The following is an 18,971-nucleotide window of genomic DNA, read 5'->3' on the forward strand; positions in this document are numbered from 1 at the left end:
CGGGCTGGCTATATCGAGGGAGATGGATGTGAAAATTAACGTATGATGAACTTCCTTCAAATTTTATTAACATAAATAAAAGTGATAGTATATGAGGCTTTGATTATAGCTGGCCTCATATACTAACTTTAGATTTGCAACCTCTTGAGACTGCCCTAATCTTTTGATGGGTATTTCTTGCGCGCGTTCTGTAATTTGGTCTTTGCTCAGAGCCTTGGATAAAGCTTGAATAGCAATGCATTGATATCTAGTGCCAAGTTCCAATAATCAATGGTTGTATCCTTGTAGGACTTCGTAGCTGCAATTCCAGCATTGTTGACTAAAATATCAACTTTCCCATAAATTTCCACGATTTTTCTGACTACCTCATTCCAATCGTTCTCGGAAGATACATCAGTCGATTAGCCATGTCTTCTGCACTCGTTGATTTTTCCGTTTGACCGGTTCATTTCTCCTCTTTTCTAACAATTTATTACTTCTTATACCTGTTTTCAGGGTATGGCAGTTCTAAATTACCTCGTAGTGTGTTGTCCTCATATTCCTTTCGGAATATGCCCTTATCTTGCAAAATAGGTACAACTAATTGAATAAAATCCTCAAATCCTGCCGGATAGTCTTGTCTAATCAGCAATATATCCATAACGCCTGCTCTATACCAATGTTCTATTTTTTCTGCAACATTCTCAGCGGATCCCATCAATGTAGGTTTTGGCATGCGATAACCTTTAGGCATCCATGATTCCATTTCCCTTAGCTTTTCTAATGCTTCTTTTTCCGTTTCGCCAACTATGGGGCTATGTGAAGGCATAATCAGTAGATCGTTTGGTGAACGTCCTTGATTTTGCACTCTTTTTTTGAGTTCAAAAACGAATCCTTTAAGATAATCAAAATCATCTGGCGCCATGATGACTTCGGCATGCTTTGCAGCTACATTCATGAAGTCCAAGGAGGTGCCGGCTTGAAAGACGACCGGTCTTCCTTGTCGAGATCGACTAACATTTAATGGCCCCTCCACTGAAAAGTAATTCCCGCTGTAATTTATCGGATGCATTTTACTAGGATCAAAAAATATCCCGCTTCCTTTATCACGTATGAAAGCATCGTCCTCGTACGAATCCCATAGGCCTTCAACGATCTCTAAAAACTCTTTTTTCATGGGATAAAGATCTGCTTTACTTAAATGGGACCGACTGTAATTGGCTAATCCTCCTGGATTGGAGGTGATCGCATTCCATCCTGCTCGGCCTTTGCTAATCTTGTCCAGCGAGGCTATCTGCCTGGCAACCGTAAATGGATCAGCATACGAAGTAGCTATTGTTGCGGCCAAGCCAATGGAGTGAGTCACCATACTTAATGCAGACAATATAGATACGCCCTCAAACATGCTTAGATAGTGTGGTATCATGCCAGGTCCAATATGGCTGACGTCAGCTAAAAAAATGAGATCAAACTTACCCTGCTCAAGCTGTATGGCTTTTTGAACGTAATAATCAACATTTTCACTGGCATCTGCAGGAATATCGGGGTGGCGCCAACCCGTGTGATTCCAACCAACGCCATCAATGATACCACCTAATTTAAGTTTTCTTCTTTCCATTGTTGGGTGGTCTCCTTTACGCGAGTTCATTGCTCCCCCTGCGATAAATTTAATTCCTTCGCCAATAATTCATGCCCTTTCTTTCGGCTTTCTTGATTAGGATAAAAGTCTGCAATCATGATTTCATCCACTAAACTTGCTTTCGCAATTTGTTGAAGTTGCTCAGCAACCTGTCCAACGCTTCCAATCACAAAACGTTCTTTATTTCGTTCCCTCGCCAGCTCTTCATGAGGAGTGTATGTGTGATTTTTGGCTTCTTCAGGTGTAGGAAACGTAAGATTTCTCGTCCCTGTACTCATCTGTGCCCACATTAACTCCGCCGGTCCTGCTATATATTTAGCCTCTTCTTCCGTCTCAGCTGTAATAACGATCGTCGTTAACATACTTTGGGGTTCACTTAAATACGACGAAGGTTTAAAACCCGAATGATAAGCTCTTAACATGGGAATAGCTAGTTGAGGGGCCAAATGAGCAGCAAATACAAACCCTAATCCTTTTTCCAAGGCAAAATGCAATCCACCCTCGCTAGATCCCAACATAAACATATCTGGAACCATTGATTTATCACCAGGAGGATTGATGTGACTAAACGGGTGGTTTTCTTTAAAGTTACGTTCAAAAAAGGAAAGCAGGTTATCTAATTGCTCAGGAAAATCATTAACCTCCATTAATTCTCGTGATCTTAACAATGCCAACATGGTTCTGCCATCAGTACCCGAAGCCCTGCCAATCCCGAGGTCAATACGCCCTGGATATAATCCTTCGAGAAGAGTAAAGTTCTCCATCACTTTCAAGGGGCTGTGGTTAGGCAACATGATCCCCCCGGAACCTACTCGAATGCTTTTGGTGTGAGCTGCTGCATGCAGGCTCAGCAAGTCTGGTGAAGTACCCATCAAAGTTGTTGTGTTATGGTGTTCAGTGAACCAATACCTGTTGAATCCCCACTGTTCTGCGAATTGAACCATTTCCGTCATGTCTTGAAGACTTTTCGTAGCCGCAGTTCCTTTATAAATATGAACAAAGTCCAAAATCGAAAGTTTTAGTCTATTGGCTGTATTCACTTATCAATTACTCCTTTCTGTGTTATATTTTAATTAGCTTACTAAATATAAATTCGAAATTTCATTTAGCTTACTAACTGTTTACTTGTGTTTGATGACATAATCATAAAGTCATTAGGTTCATTTGCAAAGAGGGCAATATAGATGAACCTAGTACAACTTTTTGTACCTTTAGAGTGGGAGTGACAATAATGAAGGTTTGTAATGAAGGATTTGAGCAAGAATTTATGGATGAAAATAGAGACATGTATGCGATAGCCTTAACTCAAAATGTCCTTTCAGGACGTTGGAAATATTTTATATTATGGTATCTAAAAGGAGAAACACGCCGTTACACGGATATAAAAAAATTTCTTGGAGATTTATCACAAGGCTCTCTCACAAAGCAGCTTAAAGAGTTGGAGAACGATGGAGTTATAAAACGTGATGTTTATCCAGAAGTTCCTCCGCGAGTAGAGTATTCGTTAACAGACAAGGGAAACAAATTACTACCGATCCTTGAAAAAATGGAGGACTTCGGTAAAGAATACGGTGAAAAACCTTAAGCTCGATAGAGTTCCAAACTAAGGCGTATACGCAAACTTATTTAGGCCATAAACGAATGGAATGCAGCGTCAAAAAAGTCATGAGCATCTTGCCGTCCGACTTCGGTATTTCCTTCCTTGCTGATAAGGAATGTTACTTCCCTACTTTCAGACTGTTTTGGACTTCGTTTACAAATCCTTCTTCCCCGTAGTCGTCTTTGACGATATAAGTGATGCTTATCCCATCCAAACCACCGCTCCGCCCCTTGCTTTCACTCGCCTACATGCTTGCCAGATGATATCGTCACGGTGCACTTTGTGACTTAGCTCCTACCTCGACCGAACTCTCACCGGCTAGTTGTGCCTAGCTTCGCTAGTCATACTATTTAGAAAAAGGCTGCCGAAAATTTCTCGACAGCCCGTATCCTCTCTAACCTTCGCGTGTTCCTGGTATGCTTGCTCAACTGGTAAGTCTTGCCATTAGTTCAATGGGGAACATCCTGTCGACAGGATGAGCAGATTCCCCCTTCGTTTCAATAGATTGAATTATTAGCTCAGAGGCATTCTTAGCCAGATCGTTAATCGGATGCCGGATCGTGGACAGACTGAGCAACTCGGATACAGTCGGCATATCATCCACACCCAATACCGCAAGCTTCTCCGGTATGGACAGATTCAGATCCTTACAAGCCTTCAACACCCCAATGGCAGTGATATCATTGAGGCAGAACAACGCCTGCGGTAGCTGGCCATTCTTGACCAACTGCATCACAGTTTCGTACCCGAAGCTTTCTGTCATATCTCCTGTAATGACCGTCGTCAGATTCCCTTTCTCCTGAAGAGAGCGGGAAGCACCATTCAACCTATCGTCGAAACCAGGAACCTCACCATGTGGATAGGTCAGAATGATAATTTTCTGATATCCCTGAGACATTAAATGGTCCACTCCCGTTTGGCCGCATTGATAGTCATTCACTCGGACAATATGGGCGCCGTAGGATAGATTATGCCTGCCAATGGTAATTACCGGAACGTTGAGTTCCATAAGTCTGGGCATGAATTTTTCTGTCTCCGAGGTGGCCTTTACGATAATTCCATCGACCATTTGGATATTCATAAATATCTCATCAAAGTCCAGGAGGATCAGCTTGTAGCCCATAGTCTTCAGTTGTTGCTTCAACACCTTGGCAAAATGCAAGAAATACAAATCTTCAAAATAACCATCGTATGTACTGTTTGACAGAACCAGTCCGATGGTATGCATTTTGCCGGTAATCAGGCTTTTGGCAACGGGATTTACCTGATATCCGAGCTTGGTGATCGAGTCGCTTATTTTATCTCGTGTCTCCTGACGCATCCGGTGAAAATTGCCGTTCATGAAATGAGAGACCGTTGCAGGCGATACGCCCGCGTCTTTGGCGACCTGAACTACCGTAACTCTTTTTTTTGCCATTTGATGCACCTCTGCGAATTTACTTGGACAACGCCTGCACCTCCGCAGTTATCGCGGACGCCTGTCCATTACTGCCGGAAATTCTGGGAACGACTGATGCGGTTCAGTCTGATACCAGTAGCTTACCGAACTAATATCGTCACTTCGTTCAAATAAAGCTTGGCCATCATGTCCAATTTGCTGTACGGTCACCCTCAGATCTTCTTCGAACAGTATTGGATCAAGGATATGCCAACGATAGAAGCCCCGCATCGGGCAAGCCGCCCCATCATAAATATGTGACCGTGTATTGTCTCTCGTCTCAAAATAAGGAAAACCCATAAAGGGAGTCGAGTAGGTTTGCTCATGTACCGGGTTTCCGTTATCATACTTTACAAACCCCCATGCACCGCCGAAATAGTCCTCGGCCCCGGTACCGCAAATCGTCGGCCAATCTTGGTCGCCGTCGATATAGAATTTCACTTCTCCTTCACCATACCAGTAACGGGATAGAGAAGTCCAGGACATATAGGTACCGATAAATTTGCCTCTTCCTTTAATTCCATCAATAAGGGTGTAATCCTGCCTCAGCACAGTAGGATTTTCTCTGCGAAATTGGGCGTGAAAATACTCGATATCCTCATCCAATTCATCAACCAGCATATAGTCGAATTGATAGAAAAACGCCTCAATACTCTGCGGATGCTCATTCGTAATCGTTACTTTCGCAGCTTGGCGGAAGGGCATGGCAAAGTAGCTGTTCATACCGCCGACCGGATTAACGACAATCGGCAGTGAATTGACAACCGTACGTGCCCCAAAGCCATTGCAGAAGAAATCGCCCAGCGGTACTTCAACGGATGGATGTTCTTCATTGTCCCAGTACATGCGCAGCACAAGATCACGCAGGACGAACCAGCCCGATTCGGTCTTATCGGTAACGGTCATCCAGATATGCTGAATGATTCCGGGTCCTTCAATATCAACAAGCGTTGCGGTTTCTCCCTGCGCGAGCGAGATGAACGCTTTGCCTTTGCGGGCAACGCCAAGGGGACCTTCCGCTTTACCGCCCTCCCCTTTGAGGCCCTGTGGATTCTCCGCCGTAATCGCTCTGCTCCTACCTTTCATTCTACCAAACAGCTGATTCATGGATTGCATGGTTAATCGTCTCCTTATCCTTTAACTGCGCCATCAGATACACCGGCCATCACATATTTATTCAAGAACAAGTACGTAACAATAATGGGAATAATGCTGATGCTGATTGCTGCAAAAGTCTGGCCCCAGTCTGTAGCCCCAAAGGCACCAATAAATTCCTGCAGCCCAACGGCAATCGTCTTGTATGCCTTATCATTCGTGAACGTATTAGAGAACACGAAATCATTCCAGATGAAAATAAAGTTAATAGATGCCACCGTAATGGTGGTATTAACCGTAAGCGGCGAAACAATTCGGAAAAACACCTGAAAAATGTTGCATCCGTCGATTACTGCAGCCTCTAGGAGTTCACCCGGCACATATCTGTAGAAGCTGGTGAAGATCAGAATAGACAATGGCAAGGCAAAACCAACCTGAGGCAGGATCAGCGCCGCATACGAATTGAGCAAACCATAATCTTTGTACATAATAAACAGAGGAATCAGCGTAACCTGAATCGGAATCATAATGCCTATCGTGAAGAACAACAGCAGCTTCGAATTCAGTCGGTTGATCATTTTGACAAGGGCAAAGCCTGCCGTCGCGCTCAGAAACACAATCAGTGCGAGACAGGTAAACGTCACAATAGCGGTGTTCTTGATATATAGCAGCAGGCTGCTCTCCCGGAATACACTCGCATAGTTTTCGAACGACCAGGACGAAGGCATTGCAAACGGCTGTGTAGTCAACTCGATGCTCGACTTAAAGCTGGATAGCATCAGCCAGACTACCGGATAAATTTGAATCAGCAGAATCGCAATGACCAGAATATACAAAAGAGAATAGGAGAGCTTTTTCTTCTTGGACATGTCAGGCATCTCCTTTTCTTGAATTAAAAATAGCCCGTATGAGCAATACTGCAAGCAGACTTTCGATAACGATGAACACAGCAATCGAACTTCCGTATCCATACTGGATGGTGGAGAACGCTTGTTTATACATATAGGTGGTAACCAACTCTGTTGAAGACCCTGGCACACCGATAATGTAAGGAATATCGAAGCCCCTCAGAGCCCCTGTAGTACACATAATCAAAGATAGGCCTAGCACATGCATGATGCTCGGAAGCTTAATATAACGAATAAGTTGCCAGCCGTTTACACCGTCAATCTTAGCCGCTTCTTCAATTTCTTTGGGAATTGCAATTAGCGCCGCATAAAAGATAACCATATACATCCCGATAAATCGCCATCCCTCAGGGATGGATACAGCGATTAATGCAGTATCGGGATTGGAGAGCCAGGCGGACTGAAGATGGCTCAGGCCCACCCAATCTAGAAACATATTCAATAGACCAAGAGGCTGAAGGGAATAAAAATTTCGGAACATTTGCGCAATAGCTATGGTTACAACAACTGCTGGCAGGTAATACAGTGTTCTGAAGATTCCTGCACCTTTGTTAACATAGGAGAGCAACAGGGCAAAAAACAAGCCGATAAACACTTGCATAAATACCACAATTACCACATATACCAGATTGTTTTGCACAGCATTCCAGAAATACGAATCTTTGAACATTGCAATATAATTATCAAAGCCGATGTAACGCGGCTCCTGAATGCCATTCCATTGCTGAAAACCGTATTTAAGAGACTGGATAATGGGGACAAAGACCGTTCCTAAATAAAATATCAAAGCCGGCAATATAAAAATTAACCATGCTTTTTTGTCTTTAAGCACATTCATATAGGGTCACCCCGCTTCTGTAATCACGTTACTGTTGATAAAGATCTCCGCCCGGCCTATCGTCCAGGCGGAGAATTATCATGGTATAAGAAGAACTAATATTCTTATTTGCTGGCTGTATTCTTGGCAATGGCATCATCAATCTGCTTGGCAAAATCCTCTGGAGTCATAAAGCCCATGGTCAGTTTGGTAATCAGGTCGCTCATCACCGAGTTGGTGTTCGGATCAAGCAGAGTATCCCAAGGCTTGGCAAACTCTGAGCCGTAGTTGTCCATATCCTTTTTAATCCGCAGGAACAGTTCGGAGAATTTGGACTCGTCATCAATGGTGAATTTTAGCGGTGACATTTGTTGTTTGGCCACATAGACATCACTGTAATTTTTCAGCACATAGCTCAGGAATTCCTTAGGCAGTCCATCGAATGTTTTCGCGGAAGCTCCAAGTCCGATGCCGCTGTTGCCGAAAAATTCATTGTTCGGTGTGACCGCATTGCTGGTGGTTGGCAGATAGAAATAATCCACATTGCCCTTGAGTCCTTCCGGCAGGCTGTCTTCCACAAAGGATGGTATTTCCCAAGTTCCCATGTTGTACATGGCAGCCTGGCCGTTCAGAAACAGATTTCTGGCTGTCGTATAATCGGTGGTAGCGAATCCATCCTGAAAGTATTTTCCGATTTGAGAAGCAAAGTTCGCCGCCTGCATGCCTGTCGCATCGGACATTTTGGCTTTGCCTTGACTCAAATCCCGGATGAACTGATTGCCTGTGGTCCGGAACGGGTACATAGCCGCATAACGCAATACTGGCCATACATCAACGCCGTCAACAGCGATAGGTGTAATTCCCTTGTCTTTAAGCGCATCGCTGACCGCAAGCAGATCGTCGAGGGTTTTGGGCACTTCAAGGTTGTTGTCAGCAAATATTTTTTTGTTATACCATGTCATTTCCATATGGTATTCCATCGGCAGAAGATACAGGCTTCCATCCGGCAACTCCTGATATTTTAGCGCAGGCTCATAGAACTGGTCGTACACTCCCTCCTCCTTCAGGAATTTCTCCATGTCCACCAGGTAGCCTGCGTTTACAAGTTCCTGAGCGAAAGGATCGGCATCACTATCAATGAAGTCCGGCATATTTCCTGAAGCAACCAGCGTTCTCAGTTTGGTCAGGTAAGAAGGTCTGTCCGCTGTTACCTGAATATCCAGCTTAAAGCCCGGATGATCGGCGGCGAATCGGTCAGCAAGCTCACGAACCGTCTGAACAATAGCCCCATTCTCCGGTCTGGCCGAGAGCCAGGTCAGCGTTTGCTCCTTAGGTGAATTCGAGGAACCAGCATTATCTGAGCTATTGTTGTCTGCGGAGCTACCGCAGCCTGCCAGAACAGTTGCTGCCAAGGAGAAAACTGCAAGACCAGTGATAACCTTTGACAATTTTTTTGTCATATTAAAACCCCTCCAATAAATTAATCCCTATAATTGCCGTGAAGCCTTTTTGCCAGTTAAAGCTCAACATTTGTCTTCATGGTGATGTCCTGAACCTTTACAGCTCCTTCATTTACGAAAAAACCAAAATGACCGTCCTTGAAGTTATAAATTCGCGTTGTCATGGCGACTTCATCATTTACATACAGGCATAGGATATCTTCTTCGAGAATCAACTGAAAATGAATCTGGCTGTGACTCGCAAAATCAAATGGACGCTCCAGCTCAATCATTTGCGGCTTGTCCCCGGCAATTTGCCATTGAAAGAATCCCGGTTCTGTTCTTGGCCACATATCAAAGGCAATCCGGTTATGAAAAGGATCAAATTTGATGAAGTAACCATTGTCCAGCGCCTTGTCCGTGCGAACTGCGATGCCAAAGTCCTTCACACGCTGCCAATCCGTAAAGGAAGCCTCAAGCATGACCTGAGAAGGCAAAGAGTTAAGCACGCTATAAGCTAGCCCATCCGGAGAAGAAAGCTGCAGCCAGTTATCCTGCTGAATGCAATTTTTCTCCTCTTGCAGCAGAATTCGCTCTTCCTTGTTAAAATGTCCATAGATGGAAGACGGCATTCTCACAAGAAGTTCTCCGTGTTCGTTCTGGTGCAGCTCATGGGCAACCAGAGTGCCCGCCCACTCCCAATCCCCAAAATCATTCGAGCCCTTCTTCGATGGAACCCAGCCAAAGGCGTACCGCTTCAAGCCGTCGGAAGCTGTTTTGGCTGCATAAAATCCTCTGCCATCAAAGGTGTCCAGCGTCGGTGATGTGTATAAGCCATCGATTGTTTTGCTCTTTTTATAATGGGTGACGAACTTCTCACTGAAGGTGGAGTAGATCAGGTAGTGCCATTCCCCCATCTTGAAATAATCGGGACATTCCATCGTAATGTATTTATCCGGGCTGTAGAAGGGTTCACCATATTTCCAGTTCACAAGGTCATCAGAAGTCAGAAGTGCGATGCACCCTCCTCTTTTCTCGGAAGAGTTCATTTCCCTGGTGGTGACCAGCATCCAATATTCCTGCTTCTCTTCGTTGAAGAATACAAAGGGATCACGCCAATCAAATTGCTCATAAATCACTTCATCCCCGTACAGTTTAAAACCGCTATCCTTCGTCCAATGAATGCCGTCGGTACCCGTAGCCCGCAGCACAACTTGTAAGGGCTTACCATCCTTGCAAAACGCAGGGTTGGGATTATGTCCCGTGTAGAAAAGATGGTACATACCTTCCTTGTCCTTGATCACAGAGCCGGTATACGCATTCCGGTCAAGAGCGGTTTCATTTCCGTTCGGCAGAACCTCTCCATAATCCTTAAAGTCAAGTCCATTTCTGGTGGCGAGCAAATTCCATGAGGTATGGTTGCCATAGTCTCCCCCCTCTCTCTCGTCGTGAAGATAGTAGAGCTTGTACTCCCCATTGTCATAAAACGGAATCACATCACCAACCCAGCCATTCGCAGGCCTGTAGAACACTTTCCTCATTCTCATCATCTCCATTAGTAAAACGTTTTACAAACATATAGTAACACAATTTTTAGTCTTGTCAACGGTTTCATTTGTTTGTATATTAGTATTAATGATGTGGAAAACATTTTTGTAATTATATTATAGTAAAACGTTTACCAAAAATAAAAATTGGAAAGTCCATCCTTTCCTAGACAAAGGAGACGTAACATGATTATTGGGGCAATTGAAGCAGGCGGAACAAAATTCATCTGCGGAGTAGGCAATGAGGAAGGTGAAATTCTGGACCGGATCAGCTTTAAGACGGAGACTCCGGATAAGACATTGCAACAGGCGGTTGATTATTTTAAAGATAGAGGGGTTCAGGCTATTGGTATCGGGTCATTCGGGCCGATTAATATGGATCTATCCAGCCCCTTGTACGGGCATGTGACCACTACACCCAAGCCGGGCTGGGGAGGTTTTGACTTCGTGGGGGTTATGAAACAGCATTTTCCAGTGCCGATTGGGTTCGATACGGATGTGAATGCTGCCGCCCTTGGTGAAGTCCAATGGGGCGCGGCCCAGGGGTTGGACAACTGCGTCTACTATACAATCGGGACAGGTGTTGGAGTGGGCGTATATGCAGAAGGCAGGCTGATCCACGGACTTGTTCATCCCGAAGGCGGTCATGTCCTGACTCGGCGGCATCCAGAGGATCGCTTCGAAGGCCTATGTCCATATCATGGCGACTGCCTGGAAGGATTGGCCTCTGGATCGGCAATCGAGAAGCGTTGGGGCGTCAAAGGTACTATGTTGCCAGCGGAGCATCAGGCATGGAAAATGGAAGCTTATTATTTGGGCCAAGCCATCGCAGGCGTGATTCTTCTGATGTCTCCGAAGCGTGTGATCCTGGGCGGAGGCGTCATGCACCAGAAACAATTGTTTCCACTGATCCGAAGCGAAGTCCGTCAGGCGCTGAACGGCTATGTTGCTGCGCCTGAAATCCTGGAGCCAATGGATACTTATATAGTACCTCCTGGTCTAGGTGACAATGCTGGCTTAAGCGGCGCTCTGGCGCTAGGGATCAAGGCTATAAAGGGATGGGCTTAAGAGGTAAATTATATGAGTGCAGGTGTACAAAACCGGAGGCTGCCCGTTATTAGATACGGACAGCCTCTCGCTTGAATCAGAAAGCCTATTCGAATCAGCTTTCCTCCTTGGCGTGTATTTTATCATTCTGGGGAGTTTCAATCTTAACCCGGTTAAATTCCGCTGTGCCCTGGCTGACGAACATGGCCAGCTTTCCATGTTGAATGTCGTACATTCTGGCACTCATTGCTACTTCTCCGCCAACATAAATTTCGCAAATCGTGCCATCAATAAATACCTTTAGCTCATATTCATGTTCCGGCAGCAGCTTGAACGGACGTTCCAGCTCAACCTCGTAGGGGAAGGTTTTGCCCCCTTCTTCAGATTGCATAATTGGCCCGCGGAAGGTAATTCGGCTACGTTGGGGCTCAAGCGTGATGTAATAGGCAAAATCCAGACTTTCGCCTGCCCGAACCATGAACCCGAGACCCTGGGTCGACTCCGAGAAACGAACTGCTGCAGAAATCTTGCACAAATCGGGGAGTTCCTCCTTTGTGATACAACCGGCAAAGTTATAAGGAGATACGCAGAGTAGTGCATCGTCCGTGATCGACCAATCTCCAGTGATTCCCTCAAAATTCACGGTTAACTGTTTGGTAAAGGCTGAGTCAACCGTTTCGGGTACGTTGACGCCAAGCGTTCCATCCGGACGCTGAATAATTTCGTGCACAATCATATTCCCCCCCCAATCCCAAGTGTCATAATCTTTGCCTGAAGCTTTTGGCGGGTTCCAGCCGAACAGATCGTCATTTTTTGTTGGATTCCAGCCGAACAAATAGCGTTTCTGACCATCGGACGCCGACTTGGCCGCATAATAAGCGCGTCCATCAAAAGCCTCTTCTTCTGGAGTTATCCAAGGGCCATTTAAAGATTGACTCATCCGATAAAAGGTCCCGAAACGCCCCGTATAAGAAGAATAGATCAAATACCACCAATCTCCGATACGGAACAAGTCCGGGCACTCATGCGCGCCTACATGCAGGTTCGGAGCATACAACGGCTCGCGGTACTCCCAATGCTTGAGATCTTTGGAAGAGAGTAGACCCGTACAGCCTTTTCGGTTTGTCGGTCCTTTGGCCAGAGCAGCAATTAACATCCAGTATTGACCTTCTTCTTCATTCCAGAAAACAAAGGGATCACGCCAGTCTGCCAGCTCATAAATCTCGCCATCCGGACCAAAAGTATCTTCAGGAATGGGCTCCCATGTTTTTAAATCCTTGCTGACGGCATGACAAGCAAACTGCTTTCCTTCAGGAAAAATACAGTAGAACATATGATAGACATCGTCAACTTTTAGAATATGGCCGGTCCCGCCTTCAATCTTGCAAGCACCATCTTCTCTGTAATGCACGAAATCTTTCGTTCCAAGCAAATGCCAGCCATGATCAAGGCCTTCCTTGTGGTTATCTCTCCACCCATGCAGATAGAATAGCTTAAACTCTCCATCTTCATAATAGGGAATAACGTCTCCTACCCAAGCATTATCTGGACGATAAAAAAATTCCTTCATATTATAACCCTCCTCTAAGTGGCTAAGCGTTCATTCAACGAAACCGGCATATAAGCATCTCTTGTATCCCGCTCCTGATACCAATATACGGTTGCGGCATATAAACACTGGTTATTAATGCCCCACTGATTTCCTTTAGCAGTTATTGATTGACTTTTTCAAGCAACAGTGATGTGACTTGTGCACTTTCTGCACGGCTTACTTTTTCATGCGGCATAAATAATTGGTTCCCGCGGCCGCTGATTAATCCAAGCTCCTGTAGGGCAGCAACAGAATTTGCAGCCCAATTGCTGATTGTACCGGCATCCTTAAAATTACTTAAGCGATTAACGGCGTTGCTCTGTTTTGTATGGAATAGATATGCTTTGTAAAGCATAGCCGCCATTTCTTCACGGCTTATGCTTTGCTCCGGTGCAAAGGTGTTTATGCTTCTTCCGGTGACAATTCCCGCTTCATATGTTGCAGCTATTGAAGCAGCGTACCATTTCGTTGGTTCCACATCCTTGAATATGACTGAGTGAGCCGGTGTTATTCCGAGTGCACGAGCGATCAAGGAAGCAAACTCAGCCCGTGTCACGTTTTGTTTTGGTGCAAATGCCGTATCGCTTACACCAAAGACAAATTGTTTGGCAGCCATCTTTTGAATCACCTCATGGGCCCAATACGATGCATCAACATCTTCAAATGACTTGTCATAGATAAGGACGCCAAATTTACTGAAATGATTCACTTTTGAAGTCCATTTATCCCTTGAATAGCTTCCGCCCCTATACTCCAGGTTCCCTTCATCGGCGATGGAATAAATGCCTGTCAGGTGCTGGAGCGAATTCGCCTTCGCACTCATCCTGATTGTGACGAATGTAGAGAATTTATTAAGCGTAAGCGCGGTACCGTCGGCCTTCACGATAGATAATTTAAATTCATAAATCTCCCCGGTTGCAGAGATGTCTGCGTGGTTTTTCTGTCCTGCCCGAGCAAGTAGTTCCTTGCTCTGCTCGGAAGACAAAGGTTCCATTTCAAAAGAGATTTTTGCATGTGCAAGCTCGCTGTCCGTGACCAACGCCTGTAATTCCTTTAATACGGCTGCGGGGATTTCGATTTCCACATCTGTGTTTGTAACCTTTAAAGCATTTTTCCCGTCATTTGCCGGTATGGTGGTTGGAAACAGCACCTGCCGCTCCCCCTTTGCTATCTCAAATGACAAGTTGCTCTGATTCTCCGGTTTGTTTACCGAAATTATAGGCTGACTTGGAGGAGGGGTTGGATTAACCGGATTCTCCACCTTAACCGGTACATTGAAATCATCGACATTAATATGTCCGAAACCGCCTGTGGATTGGTCAACTACCTTGATGTAAAGCTCCTGGCCGATATATTGCGACGCATCCCAAGTCTTACGTTGGTACTCCTCATAATTTGTAGCAGTCTCTTTAAACAGTTCTTTGCCGTCCGAGACTCGAACCAACGCAACATACAGCTTATCAATATCATTCCCGCCGCTGACCAGGAAGTTGATCTTGCCGTTCCCGCCAAGGAAGAAATTCTGCGATTTCAGCGTTCCCGTTAAGCTGTCACCCCCAGCTTCCTCGTTGAAGCCCCACAAATGATAGCCGCCCGGAATTTTATGCGACGGATTGAAGTAGATCGTGTCCCAGAAAAACTGAGCATCGGTCACATGGACATCCTGGAAAGCGTCTCCTTCTGAAATCCAGCCTGTTAAGTCCCCTGTAGCAAAATCATGGTTAGGTAGCTCCGTAGTATCGGTGTACACGGAATTGTCCCAGTTATCAGGTACATCGACCGGAACTGCTTGTTCACCCGTCAAAGCATTCATATTCCATACTTCCATCGACTTGACCGTAATATCTTTGTCGGCCCATACCTGTAAGCCCAAGGAATCGTATCTTCCTACATAGACGCGTGTGGTCAATTTTTTCTTGTAATTGGCAAAAGCTTCGATAACGGAGCGATCCAAGAAGATATGCAACTTCAGGTTCTCTCCGTTCAGATCCACATATCCGCCTTGGATGCCATCCACACGAACATCTGGATCAATGCTGCTCTTGGTCCGGTCTACATTGAAGGTCCCGTTCATCTTGTCATAGTAAATCATTGTTTCTTCTTGGCCATTATCGGATCGCCGTACCTTAAGACCGAATTTTTGAGCTTCGCCCGGATCAATTTCCATCACGATCTCCAGCATGTCCCCTTTGACATTTTGGATCAATTGATTGGCAGCCTGCAAATTTTTATCTGCAAAATCAACCAATTTAGCATCTCGTAGCCCCTGTAATTCTTGAATCGGCTCTATTCGCAATTTATCTTGCTCATCCAAGCTTAGTGAAACCGGCAGTGCCAAATTATGGGCCCATCCAGCTTGATATTCAGCCTGCGGTGTTCTTACATTCTGCACCATGGAATAAATAACCGTTCTTCCGTCTGGGGTAACCATACCGCTCTCTGCGGTTAAATAACCGTCACCCACATCCATTTTGGAAGGCGCCTCCTGATCGGGTATAAATTTAAAGTTATCCCGGTCCCAGGTGCCAATCCAGTAAAACACTTCAACATCTCTTTGCACATCGTTTGCCGGAGGAACATGCTCCGGCTTTTCATGAGGATTGACTATGAAGATATGCTTTTGCTTGCCCGTGCTATCCTTTCCTAACGGTAGTAGTACCGGCAGTTCCCACACCGTCCCAAGCTCCGGATATAGGCTTCTGTCACTGACGTATAAAGGCCCCTTATACTCCCAGTTGTACATATCGTCGGATACATACACCAAAGCTGTGCCGCTGCTGAAGTCTTGAAGACCGGATGTTACTAACTGATACCACTTATCCGTCTCTTGGTCATACCATACAAACGGGTCCCTGAATTCATTGTGAATACCGTTTCCATTTTGTTCTGTAACCGGTTCAGGATATTTATCCCATTTTTCTAAATTAGTGTCCGATAAATCAGCCGGAGTTGCTATCCCTGTTCTTTGGTTCGGAGACAGCGAGTCATTACCAGCGGTGTAAAACAGAACAGGATTGCCGTCGCGGTCATATGCTGCACTGCCTGACCATGCACCATCCGGGTCAAGGGTACCCGCTTCAGGCGCAAGAGCAGGTCTCACATTTTCCCAATGCACCATATCGTCGCTCACCCAATGTCCCCAGTGGATTTGATGCCAGTATGGACCTTGCGGGTTATGCTGATAAAACAAATGATATTTGCCGTTATAATAAATCGGTGCATGCGCTTCATTCATCCAGTTTTGTGGAGGCATCGCATGGTACTGCGGACGGTGCTGATCACCGTCGAACACACTGGGGTCCTCATCAATATCCCCATTTGGAATTTCCGGAACCGTGCCGCCGTGAAGCGTCTTTACACTCTCATACTCGGCAAGGATCTCTTGACCCGTGAGCGCTTTGTTCTGCAGCTTCACTTCATCGATAAGTCCGCTGAACATATTGTAGGAGAATAATCCTGCAAACTCTGCAGGTCTGTTATTTTTTCCGATAATCAGGTTTTCCGTAGAAGGTGTGATCGGAATGTTGACAGAGGTTGCTTGAGAAGCTACTTCCTGACCGTTCAGATAGAGCTTAATCATTCCGGTTTCTTTGTCGAAGGTGGCAGCTACATAATTCCACTTGTATTTTTCAAGCGGGTGATCTTTAACCCATACCTGAATCCACTGGCCGCCAATTCCCACCTGCATCGACCATGTGCCGTGCCGGTACATGCCAAGCGCGAAGCCTTCCGCCTTATCCTGGTCGGACTGATTTACAATTGCAGACAGCTTGTTGCCGTCTCCCCATTCATAGCTGCGTGGAGCAACCCAGGCTTCAATCGTTAACGCATCGCCTACTGGAATGGTATCCTTAGCATTGACCTCAATATCATTCGAGTAGCCGTCAAACAGCAATGCGCCGCCTTTTACTCCGCGCGGAGTCCATCTTGGATCTTTGGAGTCCATATATCTGGCGTTGTTAAATACATAGTTCACATCATGCTCTAGACCGCTTACTTCCTCAAGCGCCTTTTTCCCTGCGCCTTCATCAAGATTCATGTAAAAAATAGTGCCCGTATTATTGGCTTGAAAAGCATCCACGGAAATACGGGCTTGACTGGATTGATCGACAACCTTGATATAAAACTTCTTATTGTAGTGTTTCTGCATTTTCCAGGAAATCTTCTCATTCGCACTGACATCCCCGGTCTTCTCAAGTAGCGCATTAGTGCTGGCATCATATAGCGCGACGTAAGCATCTTCTGGATTGTCGATGCCTAAAACGGTGAAGGTAATCGTTCCGGTTCCCTGAAGCATGAAGGTACTGGAGATTATAGAGCCGACTTCTTCCAAGATGGACTTGGCAAAAAAGCTGCCTTCTTTGCCAGCCCCGGCTTCATCAGTCACTTGAAAAGCATCACCATCAATCGTCCAGCCCTCGAAGTTTCCGTTTTCAAAACTGCGGTTTGCGATTTCGGTCGGGATAATGTTATCCACCATGATTCCATCTTCTGGTACGAGTTCATTGAAGGTGTTGAAGGCATCCGCAAAGATCACTCCCCAATCCGAAGCTGCATGATCAACGACTTCAAGATACAGTTTTTTTCCGATATGCTTGGAGAGATCGGCTTTATATTGCTCCATATTCGCAAGTCTCAAGCCCTGTGCCGGTTCTGGGAAACCCGACTCGTTAAACTCTGTATTTCCGTACCTGGCAATCAATTCGCCAGTGTCCGCTTCGATGACGCTCACATATACTTGATCCATATGCTTGCCGCCGCCTAGTCTGAAAGTAATCCATCCAGTTCCCCCCAATTCAAAGGTACTGGAACGAAGCACGCCAGTTGCAGCTTCGGGATACTTCCAGCCATTTAAATGATAAGCGCCTTCCTGGTTGTACGGGATTTGTTCATCCCACCAGGTAGTTTCATCGGAAACGCTGTTTGGCCCGAATGCTTCGCCTTCTACAACGGTCCATCCGGTCAAATCCCCAGTTTCAAAGCTTGGATTGTCTATCCGGTAGCGCGTGAAATCTGGCTTGATATCCTTGGCAATGATGCCCTCGGCAGGCTCGGATTCATGATACATAAAGAATGCATCTGCAAAAATCAATCCCCAGTCTGAGGTTGCATTATCTACAATCTCTACGTACAGCTTCTTGCCTAAATAATCGGATAGATTTGCCTTATACTGCTCCATATTGGCAAGCCGCATACCCTGAGCGGGATTCGGAAAGCCTACGTCAGCGAATACGCTATTGCCATACCTGGCAATCACTTGGCCCGTATCTGCTTCCACGATATTTACATATGCCTTGTCAGGATTTTTTGCACCGCCAAGCTTAAAGCTGATCCAACCGCTGCCTCCCAGCTCGAAAGTGCTAGAACGGAGCACACCTGTCTCAGCCTCATTATATTTCCAGCCGTTTAAATGATAATTCCCCTCTTGGTTATAAGGAATTTGTTCCGACCACCAAGTACCCTCTTCCGATACGCTGTTCTGACCGAAGGCTTGACCTCTAATAACTGTCCAGCCTGACATGTCCCCAGTTTCAAACCCTGGGTTCTGAATTTGATAGACCGTATCCGTGACAGATGTTCTCAAACTACTACTTGGACTCTGATTGACCGCATCTGTAACAGACGATCCCATATCCACCATTGGAGCAGAAGTATCTGTTTCTGCTGCGGCTGAGGCCGTAATCCCCGGAGTCACTAGCTGAAGAAACAAAACCCCTATAATCAAATTGGAGATCCATGATTTGCTTCTTTGTTTGTCTATCACGAATAAGCCTCCTATGTTATTAATTTGTAAAATAAAACGCTTCCAACAAGGTTTTTTTGCTTGAGTATTGCCCGCATTTATAGGGTAAGGAGCGCCAAGGCGCTCAC

General features: G+C 45.6%; 13 protein-coding genes. 2 read left to right on the top strand and 11 right to left on the bottom strand.

The window, feature by feature from the left end:
• Nucleotides 1–206 precede the first annotated feature (206 nt).
• The 3 genes from AC50Y5_RS18630 to AC50Y5_RS18640 form a co-directional block, all read right to left on the bottom strand.
• Nucleotides 207–350: an SDR family oxidoreductase gene (locus AC50Y5_RS18630; RefSeq protein ID WP_235533108.1), complete on the bottom strand. Its 144-nt coding sequence runs from the start codon at nucleotides 348–350 to the stop codon at nucleotides 207–209.
• Between the two features lie 122 nt (nucleotides 351–472).
• Entirely contained in the window at nucleotides 473–1,597 is a 1,125-nt protein-coding gene (locus AC50Y5_RS18635; RefSeq protein ID WP_494862785.1) for an NtaA/DmoA family FMN-dependent monooxygenase, read from the bottom strand.
• Between the two features lie 26 nt (nucleotides 1,598–1,623).
• Nucleotides 1,624–2,658, bottom strand: a complete 1,035-nt coding sequence (locus tag AC50Y5_RS18640; protein ID WP_046232312.1) for an LLM class flavin-dependent oxidoreductase — start codon at nucleotides 2,656–2,658, stop codon at nucleotides 1,624–1,626.
• A 191-nt stretch (nucleotides 2,659–2,849) separates the two neighbouring features.
• Here AC50Y5_RS18640 and AC50Y5_RS18645 point away from each other — a divergent pair, with 191 nt between their 5' ends.
• Nucleotides 2,850–3,203, top strand: a complete 354-nt coding sequence (locus AC50Y5_RS18645; RefSeq protein ID WP_081418719.1) for a winged helix-turn-helix transcriptional regulator — start codon at nucleotides 2,850–2,852, stop codon at nucleotides 3,201–3,203.
• Between the two features lie 439 nt (nucleotides 3,204–3,642).
• Here AC50Y5_RS18645 and AC50Y5_RS18650 read toward each other — a convergent pair whose 3' ends face one another.
• From AC50Y5_RS18650 to AC50Y5_RS18675, 6 genes are all read right to left on the bottom strand, one after another.
• Nucleotides 3,643–4,635 (bottom strand): LacI family DNA-binding transcriptional regulator, encoded by a 993-nt coding sequence (locus AC50Y5_RS18650; protein WP_056033230.1) that lies wholly within the window; start codon nucleotides 4,633–4,635, stop codon nucleotides 3,643–3,645.
• 48 nt (nucleotides 4,636–4,683) lie between these two features.
• Nucleotides 4,684–5,772 carry a glycoside hydrolase family 172 protein gene (locus AC50Y5_RS18655; RefSeq protein WP_056033227.1) on the bottom strand — a complete coding sequence of 363 codons (1,089 nt, stop codon included), beginning with the start codon at nucleotides 5,770–5,772 and terminating at the stop codon, nucleotides 4,684–4,686.
• Nucleotides 5,773–5,786: 14 nt separating this feature from the next.
• Nucleotides 5,787–6,620, bottom strand: coding sequence for a carbohydrate ABC transporter permease (locus AC50Y5_RS18660; RefSeq protein ID WP_494862800.1), 834 nt, complete (start codon nucleotides 6,618–6,620; stop codon nucleotides 5,787–5,789).
• A 1-nt stretch (nucleotide 6,621) separates the two neighbouring features.
• Nucleotides 6,622–7,497 carry a carbohydrate ABC transporter permease gene (locus AC50Y5_RS18665; protein WP_494862802.1) on the bottom strand — a complete coding sequence of 292 codons (876 nt, stop codon included), beginning with the start codon at nucleotides 7,495–7,497 and terminating at the stop codon, nucleotides 6,622–6,624.
• 104 nt (nucleotides 7,498–7,601) lie between these two features.
• Nucleotides 7,602–8,936, bottom strand: coding sequence for an ABC transporter substrate-binding protein (locus AC50Y5_RS18670; RefSeq protein ID WP_056033218.1), 1,335 nt, complete (start codon nucleotides 8,934–8,936; stop codon nucleotides 7,602–7,604).
• 56 nt (nucleotides 8,937–8,992) lie between these two features.
• Nucleotides 8,993–10,456: a GH32 C-terminal domain-containing protein gene (locus AC50Y5_RS18675; protein ID WP_494862805.1), complete on the bottom strand. Its 1,464-nt coding sequence runs from the start codon at nucleotides 10,454–10,456 to the stop codon at nucleotides 8,993–8,995.
• 192 nt (nucleotides 10,457–10,648) lie between these two features.
• Here AC50Y5_RS18675 and AC50Y5_RS18680 point away from each other — a divergent pair, with 192 nt between their 5' ends.
• Nucleotides 10,649–11,530 carry an ROK family protein gene (locus AC50Y5_RS18680; protein WP_494862807.1) on the top strand — a complete coding sequence of 294 codons (882 nt, stop codon included), beginning with the start codon at nucleotides 10,649–10,651 and terminating at the stop codon, nucleotides 11,528–11,530.
• 94 nt (nucleotides 11,531–11,624) lie between these two features.
• On the opposite strand, the gene AC50Y5_RS18685 is transcribed toward AC50Y5_RS18680, so the two are convergent.
• Nucleotides 11,625–13,079 (bottom strand): GH32 C-terminal domain-containing protein, encoded by a 1,455-nt coding sequence (locus tag AC50Y5_RS18685; protein ID WP_494862809.1) that lies wholly within the window; start codon nucleotides 13,077–13,079, stop codon nucleotides 11,625–11,627.
• A gap of 142 nt (nucleotides 13,080–13,221) precedes the next feature.
• Nucleotides 13,222–18,864, bottom strand: a complete 5,643-nt coding sequence (locus AC50Y5_RS18690) for an S-layer homology domain-containing protein (RefSeq protein WP_494862811.1) — start codon at nucleotides 18,862–18,864, stop codon at nucleotides 13,222–13,224.
• Nucleotides 18,865–18,971 lie beyond the last annotated feature (107 nt).

The sequence above is a fragment of the Paenibacillus sp. JT22N7 genome (assembly GCF_059383875.1).